Genomic DNA, 25,866 nt, shown 5'->3' on the forward strand with positions numbered 1-25,866 from the left:
ATGAAGAAATTGTTAGGCGTTATTATGATACTGCTGGTAGTGATGGCTATCGCTGCGGGCATTGGCGCGTGGAAAGTTCGTCAACTGGCGAACAGCACGCTGTTAATTAAAGAAGATACCATTTTCTCCCTCAAAGCAGGAACGGGTCGACTGGCGCTGGGCCAACAGCTTTACGGCGAAAAAATCATTAATCGTCCGCGCGTGTTTCAGTGGCTGCTGCGCCTTGAGCCCGAGCTCTCTCACTTTAAAGCCGGGACCTATCGCTTTACTCCATCGATGACCGTACGCGAAATGCTGCAATTGCTCGAGAGCGGCAAAGAGGCGCAGTTCCCGCTGCGTTTCGTCGAGGGTATGCGGGTGAGTGATTATCTGCGTCAGCTGCGTGATGCGCCGTATGTGAAGCATACGCTGGCCGACGACAGTTACGAAACCGTCGCAAAGGTGCTTGAGCTTGAGCACCCGGATTGGGTGGAAGGCTGGTTGTGGCCAGATACCTGGATGTACACCGCCAATACCAGCGATGTGGCGATCCTCAAACGTGCGCACCAGAAAATGGTGACCGAGGTCGATAAGGTCTGGGAAGGGCGTATGGAAGGGCTACCGTATAAAGACCAGAACGAACTGGTGACGATGGCCTCGATTATCGAGAAAGAGACTGCCGTGGCTGAGGAGCGCGATCGCGTGGCTTCTGTCTTTATCAACCGTCTGCGTATTGGTATGCGCCTGCAAACTGACCCGACCGTGATTTACGGGATGGGTGAGCGTTATAATGGTAAATTGACGCGTAAAGATCTGGAGACACCGACGGCGTACAATACCTATGTGATTGCCGGTATGCCGCCAGGGCCGATCGCGGCACCTGGGGAAGCGTCGCTGAACGCTGCGGCGCATCCGGCCAAAACGCCGTATCTCTATTTTGTTGCTGACGGAAAAGGCGGCCACACCTTTAATACCAATCTGGTCAGCCATAACCGCTCAGTGCAGGACTATCTAAAAGCACTTAAGGAAAAAAATGCGCAGTAACTACATCGTCATCGAAGGTCTGGAAGGCGCAGGGAAAACCACCGCACGCGATGCAGTGGTAAAAACCTTGCAGGAACTGGGCATCACGGATCTGGTTTTTACCCGTGAGCCGGGCGGGACCGTCCTTGCTGAAAAACTGCGTAGCCTGGTGCTGGATATCAAATCTGTCGGCGATGAAGTGATCACCGATAAAGCCGAAGTCTTGATGTTTTACGCCGCGCGCGTACAACTGGTGGAGACGGTCATTAAACCGGCGCTGGCGAAGGGTGAATGGGTGATTGGCGATCGTCATGACCTCTCGACTCAGGCGTATCAGGGCGGCGGACGCGGTATCGATCAACACATGCTGGCGACGCTGCGCAATGCGGTACTGGGCGATTTTCGCCCGAATCTGACGCTCTATCTTGACGTTACGCCGGAAGTGGGCCTGAAACGCGCCCGTGCGCGCGGCGATCTGGACCGTATCGAGCAGGAGTCACTGAACTTCTTCAACCGTACCCGGGCGCGTTATCTTGAGCTGGCGGCGGCAGATGACAGCATTCGCACTATCGATGCGACGCAGCCGCTGGAGCAGGTCATGAGCGACATCCGCCAGACGGTTATCGACTGGGTTGCGGAGCAGCAGGCATGAAATGGTATCCGTGGCTGCGTCCCGCTTTTGAGCAGCTGATTACCAGCTATCAGGCCGGTCGAGGCCATCATGCGCTGCTGGTGCAGGCGCGCGTTGGCATGGGCGATGAAGCGCTGGTCTATGCTCTGACGCGTTACCTGATGTGCCAGCAGCCAGATGGACATAAAAGCTGCGGAAAATGTCATAGCTGCCAGTTAATGCAGGCCGGCACGCATCCGGACTATTACGCGCTTGCGCCAGAAAAGGGCAAGAGCATGCTGGGTATCGATGCGGTGCGTGAGGTCAGCGAGAAGCTGTACGAGCATGCCCGGCTGGGCGGCGCGAAAGTGGTGTGGATTGCCGATGCGGCGATCCTCACAGAAGCGGCCGCCAATGCGTTGTTGAAAACGCTGGAAGAACCGCCGAAAAATACCTGGTTCTTCCTCGCCTGTGAAGAGCCCGCGCGTCTGCTGGCAACCTTGCGCAGTCGTTGTCGTCTTTTCCATCTCGCGCCGCCGTCAGAGCAGTACGGTTTAGCCTGGCTGGAACGCGAAGTGACAATGTCACAAAATGAATTGCTGGCGGCGCTACGCCTTAGCGCCAGCGCGCCTGCTGCGGCGCAAACGCTGCTTCAGGAAGAGAGCTGGCCATCCCGGGCAAAACTGTGTCAGGGGCTCTCTGCTACCCTTAGCAGCGGTGACTGGCTGGCGCTGCTGCCGTTACTGAACCATGAAACGGTCGCCCAGCGTTTGCACTGGCTGGCATCGCTGCTGCTGGATGCGCTTAAACAGCAGCAGGGCATTAGCGCTATCGTGAATGTTGATTATGGCGCGTTGGTGCACCAGATTGCCCATGCAATAGCAGCCACACGTCTCCAGGCTATCGTGGCGGATATCTGTACCTGTCGCGAGCAACTGCTGAACGTGACGGGCCTGAACCGCGAATTGATCCTCACCGAGCGCCTTCTGCGTTGGGAACATTACTTGCAACCTGGTGCGGTACTGCCGGTATCGCATCTCTAAGAGAGACATTATGTTTTTAGTCGACTCGCACTGCCATCTTGATGGCCTCGATTATGAAAACCTGCATAAAGATGTAGATGACGTGCTGGCCAAAGCCGCCGCACGCGATGTGAAATTTTGTCTGGCTGTGGCCACTACCTTGCCCGGATATCGTGGCATGCGCGATCTGGTCGGCCAGCGGTCTGGCGTGGTTTTCTCCTGCGGCGTGCATCCCCTGAATCAGGATGAAGAGTACGATGTAGAAGAACTGCGCCGTCTGGCGGCAGAAGAGGGCGTGGTCGCCATGGGCGAAACCGGGCTCGACTACTATTACACACCGGAAACAAAACCCCGTCAGCAAATCTCCTTCCGCCAGCATATCCAGATTGGTCGCGAACTGAACAAACCGGTTATCGTTCATACGCGCGACGCACGGGTTGATACGCTGGCAATTCTTCGCGAAGAAAAAGTGACGGATTGCGGTGGCGTACTACACTGTTTCACAGAAGACAGAGAAACCGCAGGTAAGTTGCTGGATATGGGGTTCTATATCTCTTTCTCGGGGATTGTGACCTTCCGTAATGCCGAACAGCTGCGTGATGCCGCGCGTTACGTGCCGCTGGATCGTCTGCTGGTTGAGACGGACTCGCCGTATCTGGCGCCGGTACCGCATCGCGGTAAAGAGAATCAGCCCGCGATGACGCGTGATGTTGCGGAGTATATGGCCGTTCTGAAGGGCGTTTCTGTCGAAGAACTGGCGCAGCAGACGACGCAAAACTTCGCCAACCTCTTCCATATCGACCCCGCCCGCCTGCAACTTCCCTGATTTCTCAGCTTATTTTAAAGCTCGTAATTAATAATCAAAGCGAGTAAAGTTCACCGCCATTAAAATGGCGGTGGATGGGGTTTTTGTAACATTTGGCAATCAGTTATGTAAAGTTACATAAGTATTTCATCTGTCGCTCATTGAAACGTGATAGCCGTCAAACAAAGTTCAGGGTATTTATTTTACTCTGTGTAATAAATAAAGGGCGCTTAGATGCCCGTTACACGACGAGGTTACTCCCCCCTCGTTAATGCGTGAAAACGTAGAAAAAATACACAACATCATTCTTGTTGCGTCAGCTGGCACCGTAACTGCCGCTTACGCAGACGTAGCCCGAAAGGTGATGTGTAAAAGCACAAATACTCAGGAGCACTCTCAATTATGTTTAAGAATGCATTTGCTAACCTGCAAAAGGTCGGTAAATCACTGATGTTGCCAGTATCCGTACTGCCTATCGCAGGTATCCTGCTGGGCGTCGGTTCTGCAAACTTCAGCTGGCTGCCAGCCGTCGTTTCCCATGTTATGGCGGAAGCGGGCGGTTCCGTTTTTGCCAACATGCCGCTCATCTTCGCTATCGGTGTTGCACTGGGCTTCACCAATAACGACGGTGTTTCCGCTCTGGCTTCCGTTGTGGCCTACGGCATCATGGTGAAAACCATGGCTGTGGTTGCGCCGCTGGTCCTGCATCTCCCGGCTGAAGAAATCGCCGCGAAGCACCTGGCGGATACCGGTGTTCTCGGCGGTATTATCGCCGGTGCGATCGCCGCGTACATGTTCAACCGCTTCTACCGTATCAAGCTGCCTGAGTATCTGGGCTTCTTCGCCGGTAAACGTTTCGTTCCGATCATTTCTGGTCTGACCGCAATCTTTATGGGCATCGTGCTCTCCTTCATTTGGCCGCCGATTGGTACGGCTATCCAGACCTTCTCTCAGTGGGCTGCTTACCAGAACCCGGTTGTGGCGTTTGGTATCTACGGCTTCATCGAGCGCTGCCTGGTACCGTTCGGTCTGCACCACATCTGGAACGTACCTTTCCAGATGCAGATTGGTGAATTCACCAACGCAGCAGGCCAGGTGTTCCACGGTGATATCCCGCGTTACATGGCCGGTGACCCAACTGCGGGCAAACTGTCCGGTGGCTTCCTGTTCAAAATGTACGGCCTGCCGGCTGCAGCGATTGCTATCTGGCACTCTGCTAAACCGGAAAACCGTGCAAAAGTGGGCGGTATCATGATCTCCGCGGCGCTGACCTCGTTCCTGACCGGTATTACCGAGCCGATCGAGTTCTCCTTCATGTTCGTTGCGCCGATCCTGTACATCATCCACGCGATTCTGGCGGGTCTGGCATTCCCGATCTGTATCCTGCTGGGTATGCGTGACGGTACGTCGTTCTCTCACGGCCTGATCGACTTTATCGTTCTGTCTGGTAACAGCAGCAAACTGTGGCTGTTCCCGATTGTCGGTATCTGCTATGCGATCGTTTACTACACCATCTTCCGCGTGCTGATTAAAGCACTGGACCTGAAAACTCCGGGTCGTGAAGATGCATCCGAAGACAGCAAAGCTGGCGTAACCAGCGAAATGGCACCGGCTCTGGTGGCAGCTTTCGGCGGTAAAGAAAATATCACCAACCTTGATGCCTGTATCACCCGTTTACGTGTCAGCGTGGCGGACGTTGCGAAAGTTGACCAGCCTGGGCTGAAGAAACTGGGCGCGGCAGGTGTAGTTGTTGCGGGTTCCGGCGTTCAGGCGATTTTCGGTACTAAATCCGATAACCTGAAAACCGAAATGGATGAATACATCCGCAATAACTAAGCTCGGTTGAGCGAAGTTGGGGAGAAGAAAAGGGGAGCCGAATGGCTCCCCTTTTTGCAACCTGAGATTGCCTGATGCGCTGTGCTTATCAGGCCTGGCATTCACTGTTTTGTTGGCCTGACATTCGGCATTACGCGATAGCGTTCTCTTCTAACTGACGCATAAACTGACGCACCCATTCCATTCGCGCTTTACGCTCGCTCAGATCCTGGAAGAACTTCAGCCGCGTTGGGCCGTCCAGGCGATAGTGCTGTGGCTGTTTCTGCAACAGACCAATCAGCCAGCTCGGGTTCACATGGTTTTTCTCCGCGAACTCAATCACCCCGCCTTTCTCGTTGCCTTCCAGCTTTCGAATACCCAGTTTCTGGGCCTGTTGGCGCAGACGGGCGATATCCAGCAGCGTACGCGCCGCATCCGGCAACAGACCAAAGCGGTCAATCAATTCCACTTTGATCTCATCCAGTTCGCTTTCGCTTTTCGCACTGGCGATACGCTTGTAGAAGGAGAGACGCGTATTGACGTCAGGAATGAAATCGTCCGGCAGCAGCGACGGCATACGCAGCTCCACTTCCGTTTGCTGGCTGGTGAGATCCTCCAGCGACGGTTCGCGGCCTTCTTTTAACGCATCGACGGCGTTTTCCAACAGTTCCATATAAAGTGAGAAGCCAATGGTTTCCATTGAACCGCTCTGGTCTTCGCCCAGCAATTCCCCCGCGCCGCGAATTTCAAGGTCGTGAGTCGCCAGTGCAAATCCGGCGCCGAGATCTTCCAGCGAAGCAATGGCTTCCAGACGTTTCTGCGCATCGGTGGTCATCGCCTTTGGATGCGGGGTCAGCAGCCACGCATAGGCCTGGTGATGCGAACGCCCCACGCGGCCACGCAACTGGTGCAACTGCGCCAGACCGAAGTGATCCGCCCGCTCAATAATGATGGTATTGGCGGTCGGAATGTCGATACCGGTCTCGATGATGGTGGTACATACCAGCACGTTAAACCGCTGGTGGTGGAAATCGTTCATCACGCGTTCCAGTTCACGTTCGCGCATCTGACCATGGCCTATCGCGATACGCGCCTCCGGCACCAGTTCGGCCAGTTTATCCGCTGTTTTCTGGATATTTTCAACGTCATTGAACAGGTAATAGACCTGACCGCCACGCAGAATTTCACGCAGAATGGCTTCACGAACCACCAGGTTATCGTATTCACGCACGAAGGTTTTCACCGCCAGTCGACGCGCCGGCGGCGTGGCAATAATCGACAAATCGCGCATGCCGCTCATCGCCATATTCAGCGTACGCGGGATTGGCGTGGCGGTGAGCGTCAGGATATCCACATCGGCGCGCATCGCTTTAATGCGTTCTTTGTGGCGCACGCCGAAGCGGTGCTCTTCATCGACAATCAGCAAGCCTAAATCTTTCAGCTTCACATCGTTTTGCAGCAGCTTGTGGGTGCCGATCAGAATGTCGATTTTACCTTCCGCCACCTGTTCCAGAATCTGCGCCTGCTCTTTGGCGCTACGGAAGCGGGAGAGCATCTCAATGCGCACCGGCCAGTTGGCAAAACGGTCGCGGAAGTTATCGTAGTGCTGTTGCGCCAGCAGGGTAGTCGGCACCAGCACGGCCACCTGTTTATTGTTTTCGACGGCGAGGAATGCGGCACGCATCGCCACTTCGGTTTTACCGAAGCCAACGTCGCCGCACACCAGGCGGTCCATCGCCAGCGGCTGGCACATGTCGCTTAACACAGCATTTATGGCCTGCGCCTGATCCGGCGTGGTTTCGAACGGGAAGCTATCGCAGAAAAGCTGATACTGTTCACGGTCGTGTTTAAAGGCAAAGCCTTCTTTCGCTGCACGCTGGGCATAAATATCAAGCAACTCGGCCGCGACATCGCGCACTTTCTCAGAGGCTTTCTGTCGGGCTCGCGCCCAGGCATCGCCGCCCAGTTTGTGCAGCGGCGCATTTTCTTCCGCACCCCCGGCGTAGCGGCTAATCAGGTGCAGCGAGGAGACCGGCACATACAGTTTGGCCTCGTTGGCGTAGGTCAGCATCAGGTATTCGCCTTTGATGCCACCGGCCTCCAGCGTGGTCATCCCTGCGTAGCGGCCAACCCCGTGTTCCAGATGCACCACCGGCTGGCCGATATGCAGCTCAGCCAGGTTGCGGATTAGGGTATCCGGATTAATGGTGCGACGGGAGTCCTGACGACGTCGCGCCACGCGCTCGCCCAGCAGGTCGCTTTCGCAAATCAGCGCCCGGTTATTCTGCGTGTCGATAAACCCGTGTTCCGCCGCGCCAATCATCAGATAGCGCCCGGTGTCCGTGGCTTCATCCAGCCGCAGAATGCGTTTTGGCGATAGCTTGATACGCGCCAGAAGTTCGCCTAACGCTTCCCGACGACCTTCGCTCTCTACGGAGAAAATCACCGGGCCGGTGAACGATTCCAGGAAGCGGCGCAGGTTATCCAGCGGCTCTTTATTTTGCGCCTGAATCGCCAGCTCGGGCAGCGGCTGGAAGCCGAGGTTAGTATTGGCGGCTTTCTCTGCCAGATGCTCTGTTTTAAGCTGAATGCGCGGCCATTTTTTTAGCTCACCGTTGAGCTCGTCCGGGCGCAGCCACAGCAGTTCGGGCTCCAGTAAAGGCCGCATCGGGTCAACGCCGCGATTCTCGAAGCGCGCCTGTGCATCAGCCTGGAAGCGCGTAGCGCTGGCGTCGAGGTCACCGGTATTCACCAGCAGCGTATTGGCCGGGAAATAGCTGAACAGCGGCGGCAACGGCTCGCTAAAGAACAGCGGCTGCCAGTACTCGATCCCCGCTGGCAGCGTACCTTTACTCACCTGTTGATAGATATGCTCGGCGTCGCGTTTTACATCGAACTTATCGCGCCACTGACTGCGGAACAGCTCGATGGCGGTTTTATCCGTCGGGAATTCGTGTGCAGGCAGAAGATTAATGGAATCGACTTCTTCCAGCGTGCGCTGGCTGTCCGGGTCGAACACGCGCAGGCTGTCAATTTCATCATCGAAGAAATCGAGACGATACGGCTGCTCGCTGCCCATCGGGAAAAGATCGAGCAGCGCGCCGCGCGTGGCGTACTCGCCGTGCTCCATGACCTGATCCACGTGGCGATAACCCGCGCTGTCGAGCTGCGCACGCAGGGCATCGCGTGACAGACGCTGGCCTTTTTTCATCATCAATGCGTGGCCGTGCAGATAACTGTGCGGGCAAACGCGCTGCATCAGTGTGCTTACGGGCACTATCAGCACGCCGCGCTGCATCATCGGCAACTGATAAAGCGTTGAAAGACGAGACGAAATAATGTCCTGGTGCGGCGAAAAACTGTCGTACGGCAGCGTTTCCCAGTCGGCAAGGTTCATCACCAGATTATCGGTAAACTGGCTGATTTCATCGTGCAGTCGCAGGGCGTTTTGCATATCCGGCGCAATCAGGATAACCGGGCCGGCATGACGTTCGGAAATCTCCGCGACCAGCGTGGCGCAGGCCGCACCGGTCAGTTCCCCCAGTTGACGCTGATCGCCAGCTTTGGTGGGTAGGGCGTAACGGGCTAGTTCAGGCATAGCGGGGCACGTTCTCCAGAAACCGCAAAGTGACACGGTAAAAATATCAATTTATTACGCTTATTATCCGTGATGGCGGCGGGAGTGCAACTGCGGAAAATCGAGGAGAGAAAACGCCAGGCCCGGAAGCCTGGCGCGTGGGGTCAGGACGTCGCCAGCGCGCTTTTTGCCGGCGGGCTAAACAGCAGATCGTCCGTCAGGCGGCGTGAAATCTGACGCACTAAAAGACCAAACAGTGTGCACACGAAAAGGCTTAGCAGCGGGTAAGTCAGCAGCAACGCCAGTTCGCTGGTCGCCGTGAGCGCATGCCCGTTTACCTGTTTGATGAGTACCAGGCTTGCGCCTTCGACCAGAATACGGTGCGTGGTGTAGATGGCGATGGTGTTTGAACCCACGACGTTCAGCCAGTTATTTTCGCTCGGTTGAATAACGTGACTGGCTCGCCAGAACAGCTTCATGATGACGAAAATCGACAGCAGCGCCATCAGCAGCGGAATACCTTTGAAGTAGAGCGCCACGGCGGCAAGTGCGAAAATCAGAAGCGGAACAAACGCCTTGCGCGGCAGCGCTGTCGTCAGCCAGGTCATCACCGCCGTGCCGTACCACGCGCCCAGCGCATAATAGATAACGTTACGCAGCACGCTGTTCATTCCCCACCACGGTAGCGGCAGGTAGTTGATTGCCACGCTGAGGACGGCTAACGCGACAAGTAGCGGCGCCTTCGCGCGCACAAACAGTTTGCAGAACACGAAATAGACGACCAGTGCGTAGAGATACCACAGGCTGGTGCTGGCGGTGAGCATGCCATACAAAAACTCGCCGGGGTTATCGGCGTAGGCTGCGTTGGCGGCATTACCAAGGTCGCGCTCAGGCGCCAGCCAGCCGTTTAGCTGGCGCAGTGCCAGCCACTGCAACAGCCCCCACAGCGCCAGCACATAAACAATATGCCAGATGCGTTTATCCACGCAGCCTTTCCATGGCACTTCGGCGACATAGCGCTGAATAAGAAAGCCCGAGATAAAGAAAAAGACCGGCATGCGGAACGGGGCGAGATATAAATTGAAGTAGATCCAGCATTTCGAGAGCGTCTCTGACCAGGGATGCTGGAACGCGTAGAGATGCGGATAGAAGGTAATCACCGAGTGATACACCACCACCAGGCAGATGCATAGCCCTTTTATCTGGTTGATCCATAATGTTTTTTGTTGCATGTCGCCGTGCCTTCGTTGCCATAAAATAAAGCGTTATCCTGAAGGCCGTAAAAAGGGATGTAATGGGTAACAGTCTGTATTCAGACCATTTTCAGAAAAGGATCAGGTAACAGCCAGGTATCGTTTTCCACGTTATTGCGCAAATCAATCGCCTGTTTTATCTGCGAATCTGAAATCATTTACTTGATTTTTAGGAATATTTTAACCCGGCGATGACGAAAACTTACTGTTTCACTCATTTACGCTCTTTGCTTTCGCTTATATACTCATGCCTCTGCTATCAGCAAAGACGGATTACATGTATCAACCTGTCGCACTATTCATTGGCCTGCGTTATATGCGTGGGCGCGCAGCGGACCGTTTCGGTCGCTTTGTTTCCTGGCTGTCGACAATCGGCATTACGCTTGGCGTAATGGCGCTGGTTACCGTACTTTCGGTGATGAACGGCTTTGAACGCGAGCTGCAAAACAACATTTTGGGGCTGATGCCTCAGGCCATCCTGACCGCTGAAAACGGTTCGCTCAATCCTCAAACGCTGCCTGAGAAAGACATCAAGCTGCAAGGCGTCACGCGCGTTGCGCCGTTAACCACCGGCGATGTGGTGCTGCAAAGCGCGCGCAACGTCTCGGTTGGCGTGATGCTGGGTGTTGATCCCGCCCAGAAAGATCCGCTGACGCCATATCTGGTTAACGTCAAACAGAGTGCGCTGGAAGCGGGCAAATATAACGTCATTCTCGGTGAACAGCTGGCGGGGCAACTGGGCGTTAACCGTGGCGATCAGCTGCGCGTGATGGTGCCATCGGCCAGCCAGTTTACGCCGATGGGCCGCGTTCCGAGCCAGCGCCTGTTTAATGTCATCGGCACCTTCGCCGCAAGCAGCGAAGTCGATGGTTATCAAATGCTGGTCAACATTCAGGATGCCTCGCGCTTGATGCGCTATCCGGCGGGGAATATCACTGGCTGGCGTCTGTGGCTCGATAAACCGTTGCAGGTCGATACCCTCAGCCAGCAAACGCTGCCGGAAGGCACCAAATGGCAGGACTGGCGCGAGCGTAAAGGCGAGCTGTTCCAGGCCGTGCGCATGGAGAAAAACATGATGGGGCTGCTGCTGAGCCTTATCATCGCGGTGGCAGCCTTCAATATCATCACCTCGCTGGGTCTGATGGTGATGGAGAAGCAGGGCGAAGTCGCCATTCTGCAAACCCAGGGGCTGACACCACGTCAAATTCTGATGGTCTTTATGGTCCAGGGCGCGAGCGCAGGCGTGATAGGTGCACTGCTTGGTGCCGTGCTGGGCGTGTTGCTCGCCAGTCAACTTAACAATTTAATGCCGATAATCGGCGCGTTTCTCGATGGCGCTGCGCTGCCGGTGGCTATCGACCCATTGCAGGTTATCGTGATTGCGCTGGTGGCGATGGCGCTGGCGTTACTCTCTACGCTTTATCCTTCCTGGCGCGCTGCCGCCACTCAACCCGCTGAGGCTTTACGTTATGAATAAGATCCTGTTGCAATGCGACAACCTGTGCAAACGCTATCAGGAAGGCTCTGTGCAAACCGACGTGCTGCACAATGTGAGCTTTAACGTGGGCGAAGGCGAGATGATGGCGATTGTCGGTAGCTCCGGCTCCGGTAAAAGTACGCTGCTGCACCTGCTGGGCGGGCTTGATACACCGACCTCCGGCGACGTTATTTTTAGCGGTCAGCCAATGAGCAAGCTCTCTTCGGCGGCGAAAGCTGAACTGCGTAACCAGAAACTCGGCTTTATCTATCAGTTCCACCACCTGCTGCCCGATTTCACCGCGCTGGAAAATGTGGCAATGCCACTGCTTATCGGCAAGAAGAAACCGGCGGAAATCAATGCGCGCGCATTAGAGATGCTGAACGCCGTTGGGCTTGGGCATCGTGCCCGCCATCGCCCGTCGGAACTCTCAGGCGGCGAACGCCAGCGCGTGGCAATTGCCCGTGCACTGGTCAACAACCCGCGTCTGGTGCTGGCGGATGAACCGACCGGCAACCTGGATGCCAAAAACGCTGACAGCATTTTTAAACTGCTGGGTGAACTGAACCAGTCCCAGGGGACCGCGTTCCTGGTTGTCACCCATGACCTGCAACTGGCGAAACGCATGGGCCGCCAGCTTGAGATGCGCGATGGCCGTCTTACCGATCAACTCTCCCTGATGGGAGCAGATTGATGGCCCCGTCACTCTCCCTTCTGATTGGCCTGCGCTTTAGCCGCGGGCGTCGCCGCAGCGGCATGGTGTCGCTGATCTCCGTGATTTCCACCGTCGGCATCGCGCTGGGCGTCGCAGTATTGATCCTCGGCTTAAGCGCCATGAACGGCTTTGAACGCGAGCTGAACAACCGCGTACTTGCCGTAGTACCGCACGGGCAAATTGAAGCGGTAAACCAGCCGTGGACCAACTGGCGCACCATTCTGCCGCAGGTTGAAAAAGTGAACGGTATCGCGGCTGCGGCGCCTTACATCACCTTCACCGGGTTGGTCGAAAGCGGCAGCAATATGCGCGCGATTCAGGTGAAAGGTGTCGATCCTGCGCAGGAAAGCCGTTTAAGCGCGTTGCCGAAATTTGTGCAGGGCGAAAGCTGGAGCGACTTTAAGGCGGGCGGTCAGCAAATCATTATCGGCAAAGGTGTGGCGGATGCGCTGAAGGTGAAGCAGGGTGACTGGCTGACCATCATGATCCCGAACGCCAATGCGGAACACAAGCTGCTGCAACCCAAACGCATTCGTTTGCATGTTTCCGGCATTTTGCAGCTTAGCGGCCAGCTCGATCATAGCTTTGCCATGATTCCATTGCAGGATGCGCAGCAGTATCTGGAAATGGGTGACAGTGTCACGGGCATCGCGATTAAAGTAAACGACGTCTTTAACGCCAACAAACTGGTCCGTTCGGCAGGCGAAGTGACCAACAGCTATGTCACTATTCAGAGCTGGATTGGCACCTACGGCTATATGTACCGCGATATCCAGATGATCCGCGCGATTATGTATCTGGCGATGGTGCTGGTGATCGGCGTGGCCTGCTTCAACATCGTCTCAACACTGGTGATGGCGGTGAAAGATAAAAGTAGCGATATTGCGGTACTGCGCACATTGGGCGCAAAAGACGGGCTGATCCGCGCAATTTTCGTGTGGTATGGTTTACTCGCTGGCCTGTTAGGCAGCCTGCTCGGTGTGGTGATTGGCGTACTGTGTGCGCTGAATCTGACGCCGATTATGAAGTGGATTGAAGGTGTTACTCGCCATAAATTTTTGTCTGGCGATATCTATTTTATTGACTTCCTGCCGTCTGAACTTCACTGGCTGGATGTCTTTTATGTGCTGGTCACCGCACTGTTGCTGAGTTTGCTGGCGAGCTGGTATCCGGCTCGCCGCGCCAGCCGTATCGACCCGGCGAGGGTGCTGAGTGGCCAGTAATTTAACGTCCTGACGGTGCAGTTTTGCCGCTGTGCGCGTCAGTAAGAGGAATTTACGATGATGCATTATGGATTTGATATTGGCGGCAGCAAAATTGCACTCGGCGTGTTCGATACGAAGCGACAGCTAGTCTGGGAAACGCGTGTCGCGACGCCGAAAGAGAGTTATGACGCGTTTCTTGACGCCGTTTGCGGGCTGGTGGCGCAAGCCGATGCGCGCTTCAACTGTCAGGGAACCGTGGGTATTGGTATTCCAGGCATGCCGGAAACCGAAGACGGTACACTGTATGCGGCCAACGTGCCTGCTGCTACCGGCAAACCGCTGCGCGCAGACTTAAGCCGCTTGCTGGAGCGCGATGTCCGTCTCGATAACGACGCCAACTGCTTCGCAATCTCAGAAGCGTGGGACGATGAATTCACCCAATACCCGTTGGTGATGGGGTTAATTCTCGGCACCGGCGTCGGTGGCGGCATTGTGCAGAACGGCAAATCGATTACCGGCCATCGTTACATTACCGGAGAGTTCGGACACATCCGCTTGCCGGTGGATGCGTTAGAGGTGGTGGGGCGTGATTTTCCGTTAACGCGCTGCGGCTGCGGGCAACTGGGCTGCATCGAAAATTACCTTTCCGGGCGCGGATTTGCCTGGCTTTATACACATTTTTATCACCAGCAACGCACCTCTCCGGAGATTGTCGCATTGTGGGAGCAGGGCGACACGCAGGCGCGCGAACACGTTGAGCGCTATCTGGACCTCCTGGCGGTGTGCCTGGGCAATATTTTAACTATCGTGGACCCCGATTTAGTGGTCCTCGGTGGCGGGTTATCAAACTTTTCAGCTATCACAGATGGGCTAGCGCAGCGCCTGCCGCGCCATTTGCTTCCCGTCGCTGCCGTACCGCGCATAGAACGCGCGCGACACGGTGACGCGGGAGGAATGCGCGGCGCTGCCTTCCTTCATCTCACAAACTAATACATGGAGTAGATATGCAGTCGCGCCGCTTACATCGATTGAGCCGTTTTCGTCGGAATAAACGTCAGCTGCGCCAGCGTCTGCGCCAGCGGATTTTTTTCACTGACAGGGTGATACCAGAGCATATGGATAAACCAAGAGTTCTTGTGCTAACGGGCGCCGGTATTTCGGCTGAATCGGGTATTCGCACGTTTCGCGCGGCTGATGGGCTGTGGGAAGAGCATCGGGTTGAAGATGTGGCGACGCCTGAAGGGTTCCAGCGCGATCCGGCGCTGGTTCAGGCGTTTTACAACGCGCGCCGCAGGCAGCTTCAGCAGCCGGAAATCCAGCCAAATGCCGCGCATATTGCGCTGGCCAGGCTGGAAGAGGCGCTGGGCGATAATTTTATGCTGGTGACGCAAAATATCGATAACCTGCATGAGCGTGCAGGCAGCAAAAATGTGCTGCATATGCACGGCGAACTGCTCAAAGTGCGCTGCACGCAGAGCGGACAAGTGCTGGACTGGACAGACGATGTGACGCCGGACGATAAATGTCACTGTTGTCAGTTCCCGGCGCCGTTGCGCCCGCATATCGTCTGGTTTGGTGAGATGCCGTTCGAGATGGACCACATCTATCTGGCGCTCTCTATGGCCGACATTTTTATCGCCATCGGGACCTCCGGCCACGTCTATCCGGCGGCAGGTTTTGTGCATGAAGCCAAACTGCACGGCGCGAAAACCGTGGAGCTCAACCTCGAACCAAGCCAGGTGGGCAGCGAGTTTGAAGAGAAGTACTACGGGCTGGCGAGTGAAGTAGTGCCCGAATTCGTCGAGCAGTTGCTGCAAAATATCGGTAATACCGATAAGTAGCGTAAAAAAAACGGGGCGTATCGCCCCGTTGTCGTCTTACCGTCCTGCCTTCAACTTCTGATAATACTCTTCATAAATCGCGCTGGCCGCGCCAACGTCATTCTGCCATTCGCCTTTGTTGATGGTATCAGCGTCAGGGTAGAGTGATTTATCGTTAGCCACGTCCGGACTCAGCAGCTTACGCGCCGCGAGGTTTGGCGTTGGGTAGCCGATGGTTTCCGCGACCTGTTTTGCCACTTCCGGGCGCAGCAGGAAGTTGATGAGTTTCAGTGCGCCTTCTTTGTTTTTGGCATTTGCTGGAATAGAGAGACTATCCATCCAGAAGATGCCGCCTTCTTTCGGCCACACGACCTCCAGCGGCGTACCGTTCTGACGCGCGACCCACGCCGAGCCGTTCCACACCATACCCAGGTTTACTTCGCCTTCCATATACGGGTTGGCCGGGTTATCAGAGTTGAACGCGGCCACGTTCGGCATCAGTTTTTTCAGCTCGTTATAGGCGGCTTCAATCTCTTTCGGGTCAGTGGTATTGCCGGAATAACCCAGCTTGCGCAGCGCCATCTGGAACACTTCGCGGGCATCGTCCGTTAACAGCAGGCTGTTTTTATACTCCGGCTTCCACAGATCGGCCCAGCTGGTGATGCTTTTCGGATCGATACTGTCGCTGTTCACGCCGATAGCGGTCGCCCCCCAGATATACGGGATGGAGTAATCATTGTTCGGGTCGAACGGTTTATTGAGCATTTCCGGGTCGAGGTTGCCGAAGTTGGTTAACTTCGTTTTATCGATCTTCTGGATCATGCCCTCTTTGCGCATTTTATCGACGTAATAGGTGGACGGCACCACCAGGTCATAGGCGCCGTCTTTGTAGGTTTTAAGCTTAGCGTACATGGTTTCATTCGATTCATAGGTCGAATAGATAACCTTGATACCCGTCTCTTTGGTGAACTGTTCTAACAGCCCCGGCGGAACATATTCCGTCCAGTTGTAGAAGTAGAGTGTTTTCGTGTCATCAGCGTGAGCGGCGCTCATTCCCAGTGCTAAAGCACCCGCTGCGAGCAGGTGGCGTGACCATTTTTTCATTTAACGTCCCCTGATTGAGCCTTGAAAGGCTGCTGTGTTGATTGGCCTGAATTCAGGCCAACTCCCATTATGCCTGGCGCGCCAGACCTTTCGTTTTATCGCGAGCAATAAGCTGGCTGGCAATGACCAGTATCAGTGATAGCACCAGCAAAATCGTCGCCAGCGCATTCACTTCCGGTGAAACGCCGACTTTAACCATTGAGTAAATTTTTAGCGGTAAAATCTCATAGCCCGGCCCGGTAACAAATGAGGACACGACCACATCATCCATTGAGAGCGTAAAGCTCAACAGCCAACCGGCGGCTACCGCAGGCATCGCCAGCGGCAGTATGATTTTTCGTAAAATAGTGAGTTCGCTGGCACCCAAATCTTTTGCTGCTTCCAGCATTCGCACATCAAACCCTTTCAGGCGCGAGTAGACGGTGACCACCACAAACGGCAGGCAGAAGGTGATATGCGAGAACAGCAGCGACCAGAAGCCGAGCTGGATCCCCAGCAGCATAAACAGCACCAGTAGCGAGATGGCCATCACGATGTCCGGTGACATCATCACCACGAACAACATGCCGCTGACAAACGGTTTGCCGCGAAAACGGTAGCGATAGAGTGCCACCGCCGTCAGCGAACCAATTAGCGTGGCGAAGGTTGCCGAGAAGATAGCCATCGTCAGTGAGTGCTGGGCGGCCTGCAACAGGCTGTCGTTGTTCATCAGCAGGCTATACCAGTTGGTGGTAAAACCCTGCCAGTTAATCCCGAAACGCGAGCTGTTAAAGGAGTTCACGATCAAAATAATAATCGGGATGTAGAGATAAGCGTAAATGGCGGTCATAAAACCGCCGCGCAGCAGTTTACCGATCATTCCAGCTCCACCTTTTTATTCAGCAGACGCGAGGCGCGCCAGTAAACGAGCAGCATCAGACCCATCACTACCGTCAATGTAATGCTGGTGGCCGCACCGAACGGCCAGTCGCGAATATTGAGGAACTGGCTCTTAATGACGTTACCAATGAGCAGGTTTTTCGCGCCGCCCATCAGGTCAGAGACGTAGAACAGGCCCATCGCGGGCAGCATGACCAGCAGACAACCCGCGATAATCCCCGGCATCGTCAACGGAATGATAATGCGTATGAACGTTTGCAGCTTATTGGCTCCCAGATCCTTCGCCGCTTCCAGCAAGGGTTTATCGAGTTTCTCGATGCTGGAGTAGAGTGGCATCACCATAAACGGCAGGAGGATATAGACCAGGCCGATGATGACTGCGCTCGGCGTGAACATGATGCGAATCGGCGTGTCGATAACGCCCAGCCACAGCAAAAACTCGTTCAGATAGCCTTTGGTGCTGAGGAAAATTTTCAGCCCGTAGATACGAATCAACGAGTTAGTCCAGAAGGGAACGATCAGCAGAAACAGCAGCAGCGGGCGCACCTTGTGCGGCAGCTTTGCCAGAAACCAGGCGAAGGGATAGCCCAGCACCAGGCAGGCGAGCGTAGCAATGAGCGCCATGTTCAGCGAGTGCAGCAGCACCTCGAAGTACAGCGGGTCGAGCAGGCGCGCGTAGTTATCCAGCGTAAAGACCATTTTGACGAAACTGGCGTCGTCGCGGGTCAAAAAGCTGGTACCGATGATCATCAGGTTGGGCAGAAAGACAAATAACACAAGCCAACCGACGATTGTGGCAATCACCACATTCTGGAACTTACTTGTGTTCTTCATCAGCCAGTACGACCTCCCAGCTTTCTACCCAGTTAATGGCCATTTTTTGATCGAGCGAATGGTCAAAGTCCGGGTCATCTTCATTAAAGAATTCGCTGACCAGCACCATCTTGCCATTTTCCAGCTCGACGACCGACTCCAGCGTCATGCCCTTATAGTTGCGCTCACGCACGTAGCCAATCAGGCCTTCAATGTGATCGTTGTGGTTGATTTCATCGACGCGCAGATCTTCCGGGCGCAGCAGCACATTCAGTTTCTGGCCGGGCGTCACCGGGAAATTGACATCAATATTGCACTCGCGGCCCTCGACGTTGGCACGTACCCGGCGTTCATCCAGACGCTCAATCACGGTCGCCTCGAAAATATTGATCTCGCCAATAAAACTGGCGACAAACAGGTTTTTCGGCTCTTCGTAAATTTCACGCGGGGTGCCGTCCTGCTCAATACGTCCGTCGCGCATCACCACGATGCGGTCCGACATGGTGAGCGCTTCTTCCTGATCGTGGGTGACAAAAACAAACGTGATACCCAGCTTTCGCTGCAACGCTTTGAGTTCGTTCTGCATCTGCTTACGCAGCTTGTAGTCGAGCGCAGAGAGCGATTCATCCAGCAACAGCAGGCTCGGTTTATTGACCACCGCACGGGCAATCGCTACGCGCTGCTGCTGACCGCCGGAGAGCTGATGCGGTTTGCGCTCAGCGAACTCTTCCAGTTGCACCATACGCAGCGCGTCGGTTACACGAGGGGTAATTTGATCGGCAGGGGTTTTCTGCATGCGCAGACCAAATGCCACGTTTTCGAAGACGGACATGTGCGGAAAAAGCGCATAGCTCTGGAAAACGGTGTTAACGTGGCGATCTTCGGCCGGAACGTTAGTAATATCCTGATTTTCCAGGTGAATCGTCCCAGAGTCTACATTTTCAAGACCCGCAATAAGACGAAGGACGGTTGTTTTACCGCAGCCAGAGGGCCCAAGCAGCGTGAGGAACTCGCCGTTATTGATGGTCAGGTTCAGATCGGAGATGACCGTTTTACCATCGAAGCCTTTGCGAATTCCCGCCAATTGCACCAGCGGTGAAAGCGAACGCGATTGTGTATTCAATTTTTTACTCTGTCCCATTCAGACGCACCGGATGGCTTACCGATGCGGGGTTTGTGGTTAACCACCTTTAGACGTATAGAGGCCTGACACATATTAAGGCCTGGCATTCTACGGCAATCGTGTTAAATCGCCAATCCTCTATGCATACAGATGAGCTATCTTTAAGCCTGTAAATGATTTAGCGAAAAAAAATGGGCTTTGCCGGGGTAAAAGTGACCTGACGCAATATTTGTGTTTTCCCGCTTATTGATAATGTTGTCACAAAAAGTGAGGGTGACTGCATGGATAAATTACTTGAGCGTTTTTTACAGTATGTTTCTCTGGACACGCAATCTAAGCCCGGCGTGCGTCAGGTGCCGAGTACAGAGGGGCAGTGGAAACTGTTGCATCTGCTCAAAGAACAGCTTGAAGCAATGGGGCTGGTGAATGTCACTCTGAGCGAAAAAGGCACCGTGATGGGCACGTTGCCTGCGAATATCGACGGCGATATTCCAGCGGTAGGCTTTATTTCACACGTCGATACCGCACCCGATTTCAGCGGTAAAAACGTCAATCCACAAATCGTGGAAAACTATCGCGGCGGCGACATTGCGCTGGGTATCGGCGATGAAGTGCTTTCGCCAGTGATGTTCCCAGTGCTGCATCAACTGCTGGGCCAGACGCTTATCACCACTGACGGCAAAACGCTGCTCGGCGCAGATGATAAAGCGGGCATCGCAGAAATCATGACCGCGCTGGCGGTACTGAAAGAGAAAAACATTCCTCACGGCGATATCCGCGTGGCGTTTACGCCAGACGAAGAAGTGGGCAAGGGCGCAAAGCACTTTGATGTGGAAGCCTTTGATGCCCGCTGGGCTTATACCGTTGATGGCGGCGGTGTGGGTGAACTGGAGTATGAAAACTTCAACGCCGCATCGGTGATTATCAAGATAGTCGGCAACAATGTGCATCCGGGTACCGCGAAAGGGGTGATGGTCAATGCGCTGTCGCTGGCCGCGCGCATTCATGCGGAAGTGCCCGCTGATGAGAGCCCGGAGAAAACAGACGGTTACGAAGGCTTTTATCATCTAAATACGATGAAAGGTTCCGTTGATCGCGCGGAAATGCACTACATCATTCGCGATTTTGACCGTAAGCAGTTCGAAGCGCGGAAACGCAAAATGATGGAGATCGCCAAGAAGGTCGGCAAAGGGCTGCATCCGGATTGCTACATTGAGCTGATCATTGAAGACAGCTATTACAATATGCGCGAGAAGGTGATGGAGCATCCGCACATCATCGATATCGCTCAGCAGGCGATGCGTGATTGCAATATCGAGCCGGATCTCAAACCGATTCGCGGCGGTACCGACGGCGCACAGCTTTCCTTTATGGGGCTGCCATGCCCAAATCTCTTCACCGGCGGCTACAACTATCACGGTAAACACGAGTTTGTGACGCTGGAAGGGATGGAAAAAGCGGTGCAGGTGATTGTGCGTATCGCGGAGCTGACGGCGAAGCGGGCGGGGTAAGTCTCCCCCTCACCCTAACCCTCTCCCACTGGGAGAGGGGACCGATTGAGCTCATAGTTACGTTCAATGCGGGTTTTCGCCCTCTCCCCGAGGGAGAGGGCCGGGGTGAGGGGCCTCACTCACCCCTCAAAAAACCAGTACCCGCTGTTTACCAGCGCGGCCAGCATCGCGAGGAATGACGGGTCTTCCAGCGCATCGCCGAAGTGTTCGCTTTCCAGCACCATATTTCCTGCCAGCGCATTCAGTGCCGGACGATGAGGTGAGTCGATTTTTTCGCCGTTAACGAAAACATCGTCGCCGATTTTCAGCACGCGTAACCCACCTAAACGCGCCAGTTTATCGCCCTGTTGCAGCGCGTCGTAAATTTCATCTGGTTGATACGGCGGCTCTGGCGGCGCAACGTCCAGCTCGTGGCGTGACTGGCTGATAAACTCGCCGAGCCATTGCTGGAACTGCTCTGGCTGATTCATTAACCCCTGCATCATTTCGCGCAGACGGTCGACTTCCTGCGGCAGAATATCCGCCGGATGCGCGCGCGCAGGCACGTCCGGATCGGTATAACGCTGGCTGCCCAGTTCGCGTTGCAGGATGTAATCGGCAAAACCACTAAACAGTTCGCGACCGCTTGGCGCGCGGAAACCCACGGAGTAGTTCAACGAGTTTTCCAGCGAATAACCTTCGTGCGGGAAGCCTGGCGGGATGTACAGAATATCTCCCGGCTCGAGCTCTTCATCAATGATGCCTTCGAAAGGGTCTACCTGGAGTAAATCAGGGTGCGGGCAGTGCTGTTTCATCGGCACTTTCTCGCCCACGCGCCAGCGACGGCGACCCGTCCCCTGAATGATAAAGACGTCGTACTGGTCAAGATGCGGGCCAACGCCGCCGCCCGGTACGGAGAAGGAAATCATCAAGTCGTCAATGCGCCAATCGGGCAGGGCGCGGAAGGGACGCATCAGCGCCGCAGAGGGCTCGTGCCAGTGATCGACCGCCTGAACCAGCAACGACCAGTTGGTTTCATCGAGGTGATCGTAGCTTTCAAACGGCCCGTGGCTGACCTGCCATTTTCCGTCAAGATGACTCACCAGCCGGCTGTCGACTTCGTTTTCCATCGCCAGGCCAGCCAGCTCATCCGGCGAAATAGGGTCGACAAAGTTAGCAAACCCGCGTTTGAGGACCACCGGGCGTTTCTGCCAGTAGCGTTCGATAAAGTCGGGCCAGTTGAGCGTTAAGTGATAATCCATATTAGTATGTCCGCAGCAGGTGTTTTCTCGGATTATACACGTAATCCGGCAACCTGCCTGCTGCGCAAACCGGATTTAGCCGACGTGGTGCTCCAGGTTCTGGCGACCAAAAACCACGTCCATTTTTGCCCCGCCCAACAGGCTGTCGGCGGTGATGATTTGCCCGTCATACTGCTCGACAATATCGCGAGCGACAGAGAGCCCGACGCCCTGGCCTGGCCTGAGTGTATCGGCGCGCTGGCCGCGATCGAACACCAGATCTCGTTTACCCTGCGGAATGCCCGGACCATCATCTTCAACAATCACGTGCAGCTGGTTGTCGGCCTGATGCGCGGACACCTCCACGAATTCAAGGCAGTATTTGCAGGCGTTATCCAGCACGTTGCCCATCACTTCCATGAAGTCGTTTTTCTCGCCGACAAAGCTAATCTCCGGCGAAATGTCGAGGCTAATGCTCACGCCCTTACGCTGATACACCTTATTCAGCGCGGAAATTAAGCTATCCAGCGTCGGCGCGACCGGGTGAAGCTCGCGACTGATCAGCGTGCTGTCGGTACGCATACTGGCGCGATTGAGGTAATAGCCAATTTGCTGAGAGATGCGGCTAATTTGTTCCAGCATAATGGGTTCGGCTTCGCTGACGCTGATTTTTTCACTGCGCAGCGAGCGTAGCGAACTTTGCAGCACCGCCAGCGGCGTTTTCAGGCTGTGCGTCAGGTCGGTGAGGGTGGTGCGATATTTATCATAACGCTCGCGTTCGCTTTTCAGCAGGCGATTCAGGTTACGCACCAGGCCGGTCAACTCGCGGGTCGTTTCCGGGTTTAACGCTTCGCGGTTATGCTCTTCAAGCTCGCGCACTTCGCGCGTCAACGCCGCCAGCGGGCGCAGGCTCCAGTGCGCCGCCACCCACAGCAGCGGAACCACCAGCAGCAGGTTGGCTGCCAGCACGTAGATAAACCAGCTCCACACCATATAAGAGCGTTTAAGCTCGATAGGGATCGTGTCGATCACCACGATCACCAGCGCGGGCATTAGCTTTGTCGCCGGGTAGCTGTTGACCGCAACAGAGTGCGTCATCTCTGAGTCATCATCTTCTTTGCGGATTTCACTCAGCTGTTCCTGCGCTTCCTGGTTATCGGTCAGTAAGGTGCTGGAGGAATTGATATCCGCTTCTATCTCATGGAAGCCGTTACCGCGCAGCCACTCCTTCTGAATACGGTTTTTCAGCCAGGGAACATCTTTCTGCTGCCAAAGCAAATTGCCTTTGGTGTCATAGATGATGGCCATCGTCGGGCTTTGACGAATGAGGTTATCGGGCATGTCGACGGTTAATTTGCCGTCTTCCCATTTGGAAAAGGTATAGAACAGATTGCTTTCACCGCGCAGCAGGCGGAAGGTGGTTTTGTCGAAGCTGACGCTGTAACCCACCAGGGCCACCATGCCGTAAGCGAGAGAAAGCACCATCACCACGGCTGCGGTCGCCAGCAAGAAGCGAACCCGCAGCGAGAGGGGCAGCATATGCCGCAATAGCTTGTTCATCCGCGCAGTTCGAACAGATAGCCCTGGCCACGGACGGTGTTGATCACGTCATGCGGATATTGCGCCTGAATTTTCTTGCGCAGGCGCCCCATCAGCACATCGATGGTGTGGCTCTCGCGCAGTTCGGCGTCGGGGTAAAGCTGGAGCATCAGGGAATCTTTGCTTACCACTTTGCCGTTATTGCGAATCAGCGTTTCAATAATGGTGTATTCGAACGCCGTCAGCTTGATCACTTCGTCGTTGATCGACAGTTCGCGACGTGAGAGATCCACCTGGAACGGCGGCAGGGAGATCACCTGTGAAGCATGGCCGCTGTTCCGGCGCATCAGCGCCTGCATGCGCGCAGCCACTTCTTCAATATGGAACGGCTTGGTGACGTAGTCATCGGCCCCGGCACTCAGCACCTCGACTTTATCCTGCCAGCCTTCGCGGGCAGTCAGTACCAGAACCGGTAACGAAATATCGTGACTGCGCCAGCGGCGAATCAGAGAAAGGCCGTCTTCATCCGGCAACCCGAGGTCGACAATGGCAATATCCGGCAGATGCTCGCCCAAATAGTAATCCGCTTCCTTTGCGTCTTCCGCCGCATCAACCTGATGACCCAGCTCCTGAAGCTGAACCTTCAGATGGTGACGTAACAGGGCGTTATCCTCTACCACGAGTACGCGCATGTTTTTTCTCCATATCATTATTGAAGTTAATAGTTTAACCCTGGCTGGTTATACTAAAACTAAACACCGGCCAGTAAAAGACGTTGTCCTGATTCGTTTTTTTTATGATTCAATATAGCGCTCAATTTTCTCTTTTGGCTTCGACAGCAATATTTTTACCAGCTCGACAAACTTAACGGGCTTGTAGAAATAGTAACCTTGCAGCAGACTGATATTGTTACGATTGAGGTAGTTCAGCTGCGTTTGTGTTTCGACGCCTTCGGCGACAATCGTTAAGGAGAGTTTCCGCGCCAGGTCAAGTACGCAATCGAGCAATTTTGTTGAATCCTCATCTTCGTTCACGCGACCGACAAAACTCTGATCGATTTTAATGTAATCGATGTTCAGATCGTGCAGGTAAGAGAGGCCGGAATAACCGGTGCCGAAATCGTCCAGTGCAATCGCAAAACCATTCGCGTGCAGCGTGTTGAGGTTACTGATGAGCTGTTCATCCACGTGCAACGGTTCGCGCTCGGTCACTTCCAGCACCAGCGTCAACTTTTTATTCACAAAACCCGCCTGGTATTTCAGGCAATCCTCAACGAAAGAGGCCGCGTTGATGTGTGCGGCGCTGAAGTTAATACCGACGTGAAAGCCCTCCGGCAATTTGCTGCTGATGGCATTCATATGCGCCACCACCTGCCACATAAGCGACTGCGTAAGCGGAATGATTAATCCGGATTTCTCCGCCAGCGGGATAAAAGCCGCAGGGGAAATAAACCCAGCGTCAGGATGTTTCCAGCGCGCAAGGACTTCGATACCACGTATAGAGTTATCTCGTCCATCCATCACCGGTTGGTAATAGGGGATAATTTCACCGTTGTTGATCGCGCGTCGTAGGGCATCCGCCGGGGTTATCGTTTTATTTAAATATTTATTGAGAGACCAGCCAGCAAGACAGGAAATCAGCAGAAGGAAAATGAGGACGCCAGCGCCCTGACGGAAAATACGTTTCAGACTGAAGAAGGCAGGGGACGCGTACTGGACAGAAAATGGATATATTTTGGCCTCAATAATGTCTTCGCGACTGATATGACGCCCCACCTCGCGTACATCTCCATCCTGACCGAGCGAGAGCTGTCCGACAATCATGCGGAGCTGCTCATTTTTTCCGGTGCTGTTCAGCGCATCATGAATATGGGAGTCGCTGATGGTAACCAAAATTATCCCATCCGATGAGTCTGCGCGATAAACGAGCGCTGGATGCTGATGGACATTATCTTTAGCGCGAACCAGCGTTAACTGCGTATCAGGGAGGGAGGCCAGGTTAGTCAGCAGAAGACGGTTACCAGGCAGTGAGGTACACCATGCCTTACCCTCTTTCAGGATGAGAATCGTCCTGAGGTGTGGGCTAAGTACCGCCGTTATTCCTAACTGATACTGCCCCTCAACGGTACAGCCCGATGCAGCAATAGCCATGCCTGTTTTACTGGCGGCCTTAGCCTCATCAAGAATCTGGTTTATATTTTTGACTGCGTGAGTGGCACCTGCAATGTTGTCAATTTTGGCGGAATACCAAAGTTGCACATTCAGAATGAAAATCCCGGCAATAAAAGTCAGCACTGCGGCAATCGGCGGAATGATAGCCCTAAGCATGTTGGGTTTCCTGATGAGCGGGGTTGTCGCTGACAGCGCGTAATATTAA

The 25,866-nt window shown here is 54.6% G+C and carries 21 protein-coding genes; 11 read left to right on the forward strand and 10 right to left on the reverse strand.

Annotation, left to right across the window (positions count from 1 at the left end):
- The 5 genes from yceG (at position 1) to ptsG (ending at position 5,275) form a co-directional block, all read left to right on the forward strand.
- Complete coding sequence (gene yceG / locus AC1MKH_RS09915) at positions 1–1,023, forward strand: cell division protein YceG (RefSeq protein WP_276220202.1); 1,023 nt, start codon at positions 1–3, stop codon at positions 1,021–1,023.
- Positions 1,013–1,654, forward strand: coding sequence for a dTMP kinase (tmk, locus tag AC1MKH_RS09920; RefSeq protein WP_276220201.1), 642 nt, complete (start codon positions 1,013–1,015; stop codon positions 1,652–1,654). Before yceG ends, tmk begins: the two co-directional genes overlap by 11 nt.
- Entirely contained in the window at positions 1,651–2,655 is a 1,005-nt protein-coding gene (gene holB / locus AC1MKH_RS09925; RefSeq protein WP_276220200.1) for a DNA polymerase III subunit delta', read from the forward strand. Before tmk ends, holB begins: the two co-directional genes overlap by 4 nt.
- A gap of 10 nt (positions 2,656–2,665) precedes the next feature.
- Complete coding sequence (locus AC1MKH_RS09930) at positions 2,666–3,460, forward strand: metal-dependent hydrolase (RefSeq protein ID WP_276220199.1); 795 nt, start codon at positions 2,666–2,668, stop codon at positions 3,458–3,460.
- Between the two features lie 381 nt (positions 3,461–3,841).
- Entirely contained in the window at positions 3,842–5,275 is a 1,434-nt protein-coding gene (ptsG, locus tag AC1MKH_RS09935; protein WP_276220198.1) for a PTS glucose transporter subunit IIBC, read from the forward strand.
- A 130-nt stretch (positions 5,276–5,405) separates the two neighbouring features.
- Here ptsG and mfd read toward each other — a convergent pair whose 3' ends face one another.
- Both mfd and AC1MKH_RS09945 read right to left on the reverse strand, forming a co-directional pair.
- Positions 5,406–8,852, reverse strand: coding sequence for a transcription-repair coupling factor (gene mfd, locus AC1MKH_RS09940; RefSeq protein WP_276220197.1), 3,447 nt, complete (start codon positions 8,850–8,852; stop codon positions 5,406–5,408).
- A gap of 143 nt (positions 8,853–8,995) precedes the next feature.
- On the reverse strand, positions 8,996–10,063 hold the full coding sequence (locus AC1MKH_RS09945; protein WP_276220196.1) for an acyltransferase family protein: 1,068 nt from the start codon (positions 10,061–10,063) through the stop codon (positions 8,996–8,998).
- A 298-nt stretch (positions 10,064–10,361) separates the two neighbouring features.
- Between AC1MKH_RS09945 and lolC the strand changes: the two genes are divergently transcribed.
- Genes lolC through cobB form a run of 5 tightly spaced genes read left to right on the forward strand, consistent with a single transcriptional unit; the run spans position 10,362 to position 15,322 of the window.
- Positions 10,362–11,561, forward strand: a complete 1,200-nt coding sequence (gene lolC, locus AC1MKH_RS09950) for a lipoprotein-releasing ABC transporter permease subunit LolC (protein WP_276220195.1) — start codon at positions 10,362–10,364, stop codon at positions 11,559–11,561.
- A complete protein-coding gene (gene lolD / locus AC1MKH_RS09955) occupies positions 11,554–12,255 on the forward strand; it encodes a lipoprotein-releasing ABC transporter ATP-binding protein LolD (RefSeq protein WP_276220194.1) in 702 nt (233 codons plus the stop codon). Before lolC ends, lolD begins: the two co-directional genes overlap by 8 nt.
- The gene (lolE, locus tag AC1MKH_RS09960) at positions 12,255–13,499 is read left to right on the forward strand and encodes a lipoprotein-releasing ABC transporter permease subunit LolE (RefSeq protein ID WP_276220193.1); all 1,245 of its coding nucleotides are present in this window, start codon (positions 12,255–12,257) and stop codon (positions 13,497–13,499) included. Before lolD ends, lolE begins: the two co-directional genes overlap by 1 nt.
- Positions 13,500–13,559: 60 nt before the next feature.
- Positions 13,560–14,471 carry an N-acetylglucosamine kinase gene (nagK, locus tag AC1MKH_RS09965; protein ID WP_276220352.1) on the forward strand — a complete coding sequence of 304 codons (912 nt, stop codon included), beginning with the start codon at positions 13,560–13,562 and terminating at the stop codon, positions 14,469–14,471.
- Between the two features lie 14 nt (positions 14,472–14,485).
- Positions 14,486–15,322, forward strand: a complete 837-nt coding sequence (cobB, locus tag AC1MKH_RS09970; RefSeq protein ID WP_276220192.1) for a Sir2 family NAD+-dependent deacetylase — start codon at positions 14,486–14,488, stop codon at positions 15,320–15,322.
- 36 nt (positions 15,323–15,358) lie between these two features.
- Here cobB and potD read toward each other — a convergent pair whose 3' ends face one another.
- The 4 genes from potD to potA form a co-directional block, all read right to left on the reverse strand.
- Complete coding sequence (gene potD / locus AC1MKH_RS09975; RefSeq protein WP_276220191.1) at positions 15,359–16,405, reverse strand: spermidine/putrescine ABC transporter substrate-binding protein PotD; 1,047 nt, start codon at positions 16,403–16,405, stop codon at positions 15,359–15,361.
- 67 nt (positions 16,406–16,472) lie between these two features.
- Positions 16,473–17,264, reverse strand: coding sequence for a spermidine/putrescine ABC transporter permease PotC (gene potC, locus AC1MKH_RS09980; RefSeq protein ID WP_276220190.1), 792 nt, complete (start codon positions 17,262–17,264; stop codon positions 16,473–16,475).
- Positions 17,261–18,118: a spermidine/putrescine ABC transporter permease PotB gene (potB, locus tag AC1MKH_RS09985; protein ID WP_276220189.1), complete on the reverse strand. Its 858-nt coding sequence runs from the start codon at positions 18,116–18,118 to the stop codon at positions 17,261–17,263. Before potB ends, potC begins: the two co-directional genes overlap by 4 nt.
- On the reverse strand, positions 18,102–19,238 hold the full coding sequence (gene potA, locus AC1MKH_RS09990; protein ID WP_276220188.1) for a spermidine/putrescine ABC transporter ATP-binding protein PotA: 1,137 nt from the start codon (positions 19,236–19,238) through the stop codon (positions 18,102–18,104). Before potA ends, potB begins: the two co-directional genes overlap by 17 nt.
- A 263-nt stretch (positions 19,239–19,501) precedes the next feature.
- Here potA and pepT point away from each other — a divergent pair, with 263 nt between their 5' ends.
- Positions 19,502–20,731 carry a peptidase T gene (gene pepT / locus AC1MKH_RS09995; RefSeq protein ID WP_188016901.1) on the forward strand — a complete coding sequence of 410 codons (1,230 nt, stop codon included), beginning with the start codon at positions 19,502–19,504 and terminating at the stop codon, positions 20,729–20,731.
- Between the two features lie 119 nt (positions 20,732–20,850).
- Here the strand turns inward: pepT and AC1MKH_RS10000 are convergent, their stop codons facing one another.
- The 4 genes from AC1MKH_RS10000 to AC1MKH_RS10015 form a co-directional block, all read right to left on the reverse strand.
- Positions 20,851–21,972: a ribosomal protein uL16 3-hydroxylase gene (locus AC1MKH_RS10000; RefSeq protein WP_276220187.1), complete on the reverse strand. Its 1,122-nt coding sequence runs from the start codon at positions 21,970–21,972 to the stop codon at positions 20,851–20,853.
- Between the two features lie 75 nt (positions 21,973–22,047).
- Complete coding sequence (phoQ, locus tag AC1MKH_RS10005) at positions 22,048–23,511, reverse strand: two-component system sensor histidine kinase PhoQ (RefSeq protein ID WP_231827648.1); 1,464 nt, start codon at positions 23,509–23,511, stop codon at positions 22,048–22,050.
- The gene (phoP, locus tag AC1MKH_RS10010) at positions 23,508–24,182 is read right to left on the reverse strand and encodes a two-component system response regulator PhoP (protein ID WP_015964830.1); all 675 of its coding nucleotides are present in this window, start codon (positions 24,180–24,182) and stop codon (positions 23,508–23,510) included. The genes phoQ and phoP overlap by 4 nt, the downstream gene beginning before the upstream one ends.
- Positions 24,183–24,284: 102 nt before the next feature.
- Positions 24,285–25,817 carry an EAL domain-containing protein gene (locus tag AC1MKH_RS10015; RefSeq protein WP_276220186.1) on the reverse strand — a complete coding sequence of 511 codons (1,533 nt, stop codon included), beginning with the start codon at positions 25,815–25,817 and terminating at the stop codon, positions 24,285–24,287.
- Between the last annotated feature and the right edge of the window lie 49 nt (positions 25,818–25,866).

It is taken from the genome of Pseudocitrobacter sp. CD920760, assembly GCF_057782505.1.

Excerpts from the sequence above, each read along its gene's own strand:
- yceG (WP_276220202.1), top strand. The coding sequence starts at position 1 with ATGAAGAAATTGTTAGGCGTTATTATGATACTGCTGGTAGTGATGGCT.
- tmk (WP_276220201.1), top strand. The coding sequence starts at position 1,013 with ATGCGCAGTAACTACATCGTCATCGAAGGTCTGGAAGGCGCAGGGAAA.
- holB (WP_276220200.1), top strand. The coding sequence starts at position 1,651 with ATGAAATGGTATCCGTGGCTGCGTCCCGCTTTTGAGCAGCTGATTACC.
- AC1MKH_RS09930 (WP_276220199.1), top strand. The coding sequence starts at position 2,666 with ATGTTTTTAGTCGACTCGCACTGCCATCTTGATGGCCTCGATTATGAA.
- ptsG (WP_276220198.1), top strand. The coding sequence starts at position 3,842 with ATGTTTAAGAATGCATTTGCTAACCTGCAAAAGGTCGGTAAATCACTG.
- mfd (WP_276220197.1), bottom strand. The coding sequence starts at position 8,852 with ATGCCTGAACTAGCCCGTTACGCCCTACCCACCAAAGCTGGCGATCAG.
- AC1MKH_RS09945 (WP_276220196.1), bottom strand. The coding sequence starts at position 10,063 with ATGCAACAAAAAACATTATGGATCAACCAGATAAAAGGGCTATGCATC.
- lolC (WP_276220195.1), top strand. The coding sequence starts at position 10,362 with ATGTATCAACCTGTCGCACTATTCATTGGCCTGCGTTATATGCGTGGG.
- lolD (WP_276220194.1), top strand. The coding sequence starts at position 11,554 with ATGAATAAGATCCTGTTGCAATGCGACAACCTGTGCAAACGCTATCAG.
- lolE (WP_276220193.1), top strand. The coding sequence starts at position 12,255 with ATGGCCCCGTCACTCTCCCTTCTGATTGGCCTGCGCTTTAGCCGCGGG.
- nagK (WP_276220352.1), top strand. The coding sequence starts at position 13,560 with ATGCATTATGGATTTGATATTGGCGGCAGCAAAATTGCACTCGGCGTG.
- cobB (WP_276220192.1), top strand. The coding sequence starts at position 14,486 with ATGCAGTCGCGCCGCTTACATCGATTGAGCCGTTTTCGTCGGAATAAA.
- potD (WP_276220191.1), bottom strand. The coding sequence starts at position 16,405 with ATGAAAAAATGGTCACGCCACCTGCTCGCAGCGGGTGCTTTAGCACTG.
- potC (WP_276220190.1), bottom strand. The coding sequence starts at position 17,264 with ATGATCGGTAAACTGCTGCGCGGCGGTTTTATGACCGCCATTTACGCT.
- potB (WP_276220189.1), bottom strand. The coding sequence starts at position 18,118 with ATGAAGAACACAAGTAAGTTCCAGAATGTGGTGATTGCCACAATCGTC.
- potA (WP_276220188.1), bottom strand. The coding sequence starts at position 19,238 with ATGGGACAGAGTAAAAAATTGAATACACAATCGCGTTCGCTTTCACCG.
- pepT (WP_188016901.1), top strand. The coding sequence starts at position 19,502 with ATGGATAAATTACTTGAGCGTTTTTTACAGTATGTTTCTCTGGACACG.
- AC1MKH_RS10000 (WP_276220187.1), bottom strand. The coding sequence starts at position 21,972 with ATGGATTATCACTTAACGCTCAACTGGCCCGACTTTATCGAACGCTAC.
- phoQ (WP_231827648.1), bottom strand. The coding sequence starts at position 23,511 with ATGAACAAGCTATTGCGGCATATGCTGCCCCTCTCGCTGCGGGTTCGC.
- phoP (WP_015964830.1), bottom strand. The coding sequence starts at position 24,182 with ATGCGCGTACTCGTGGTAGAGGATAACGCCCTGTTACGTCACCATCTG.
- AC1MKH_RS10015 (WP_276220186.1), bottom strand. The coding sequence starts at position 25,817 with ATGCTTAGGGCTATCATTCCGCCGATTGCCGCAGTGCTGACTTTTATT.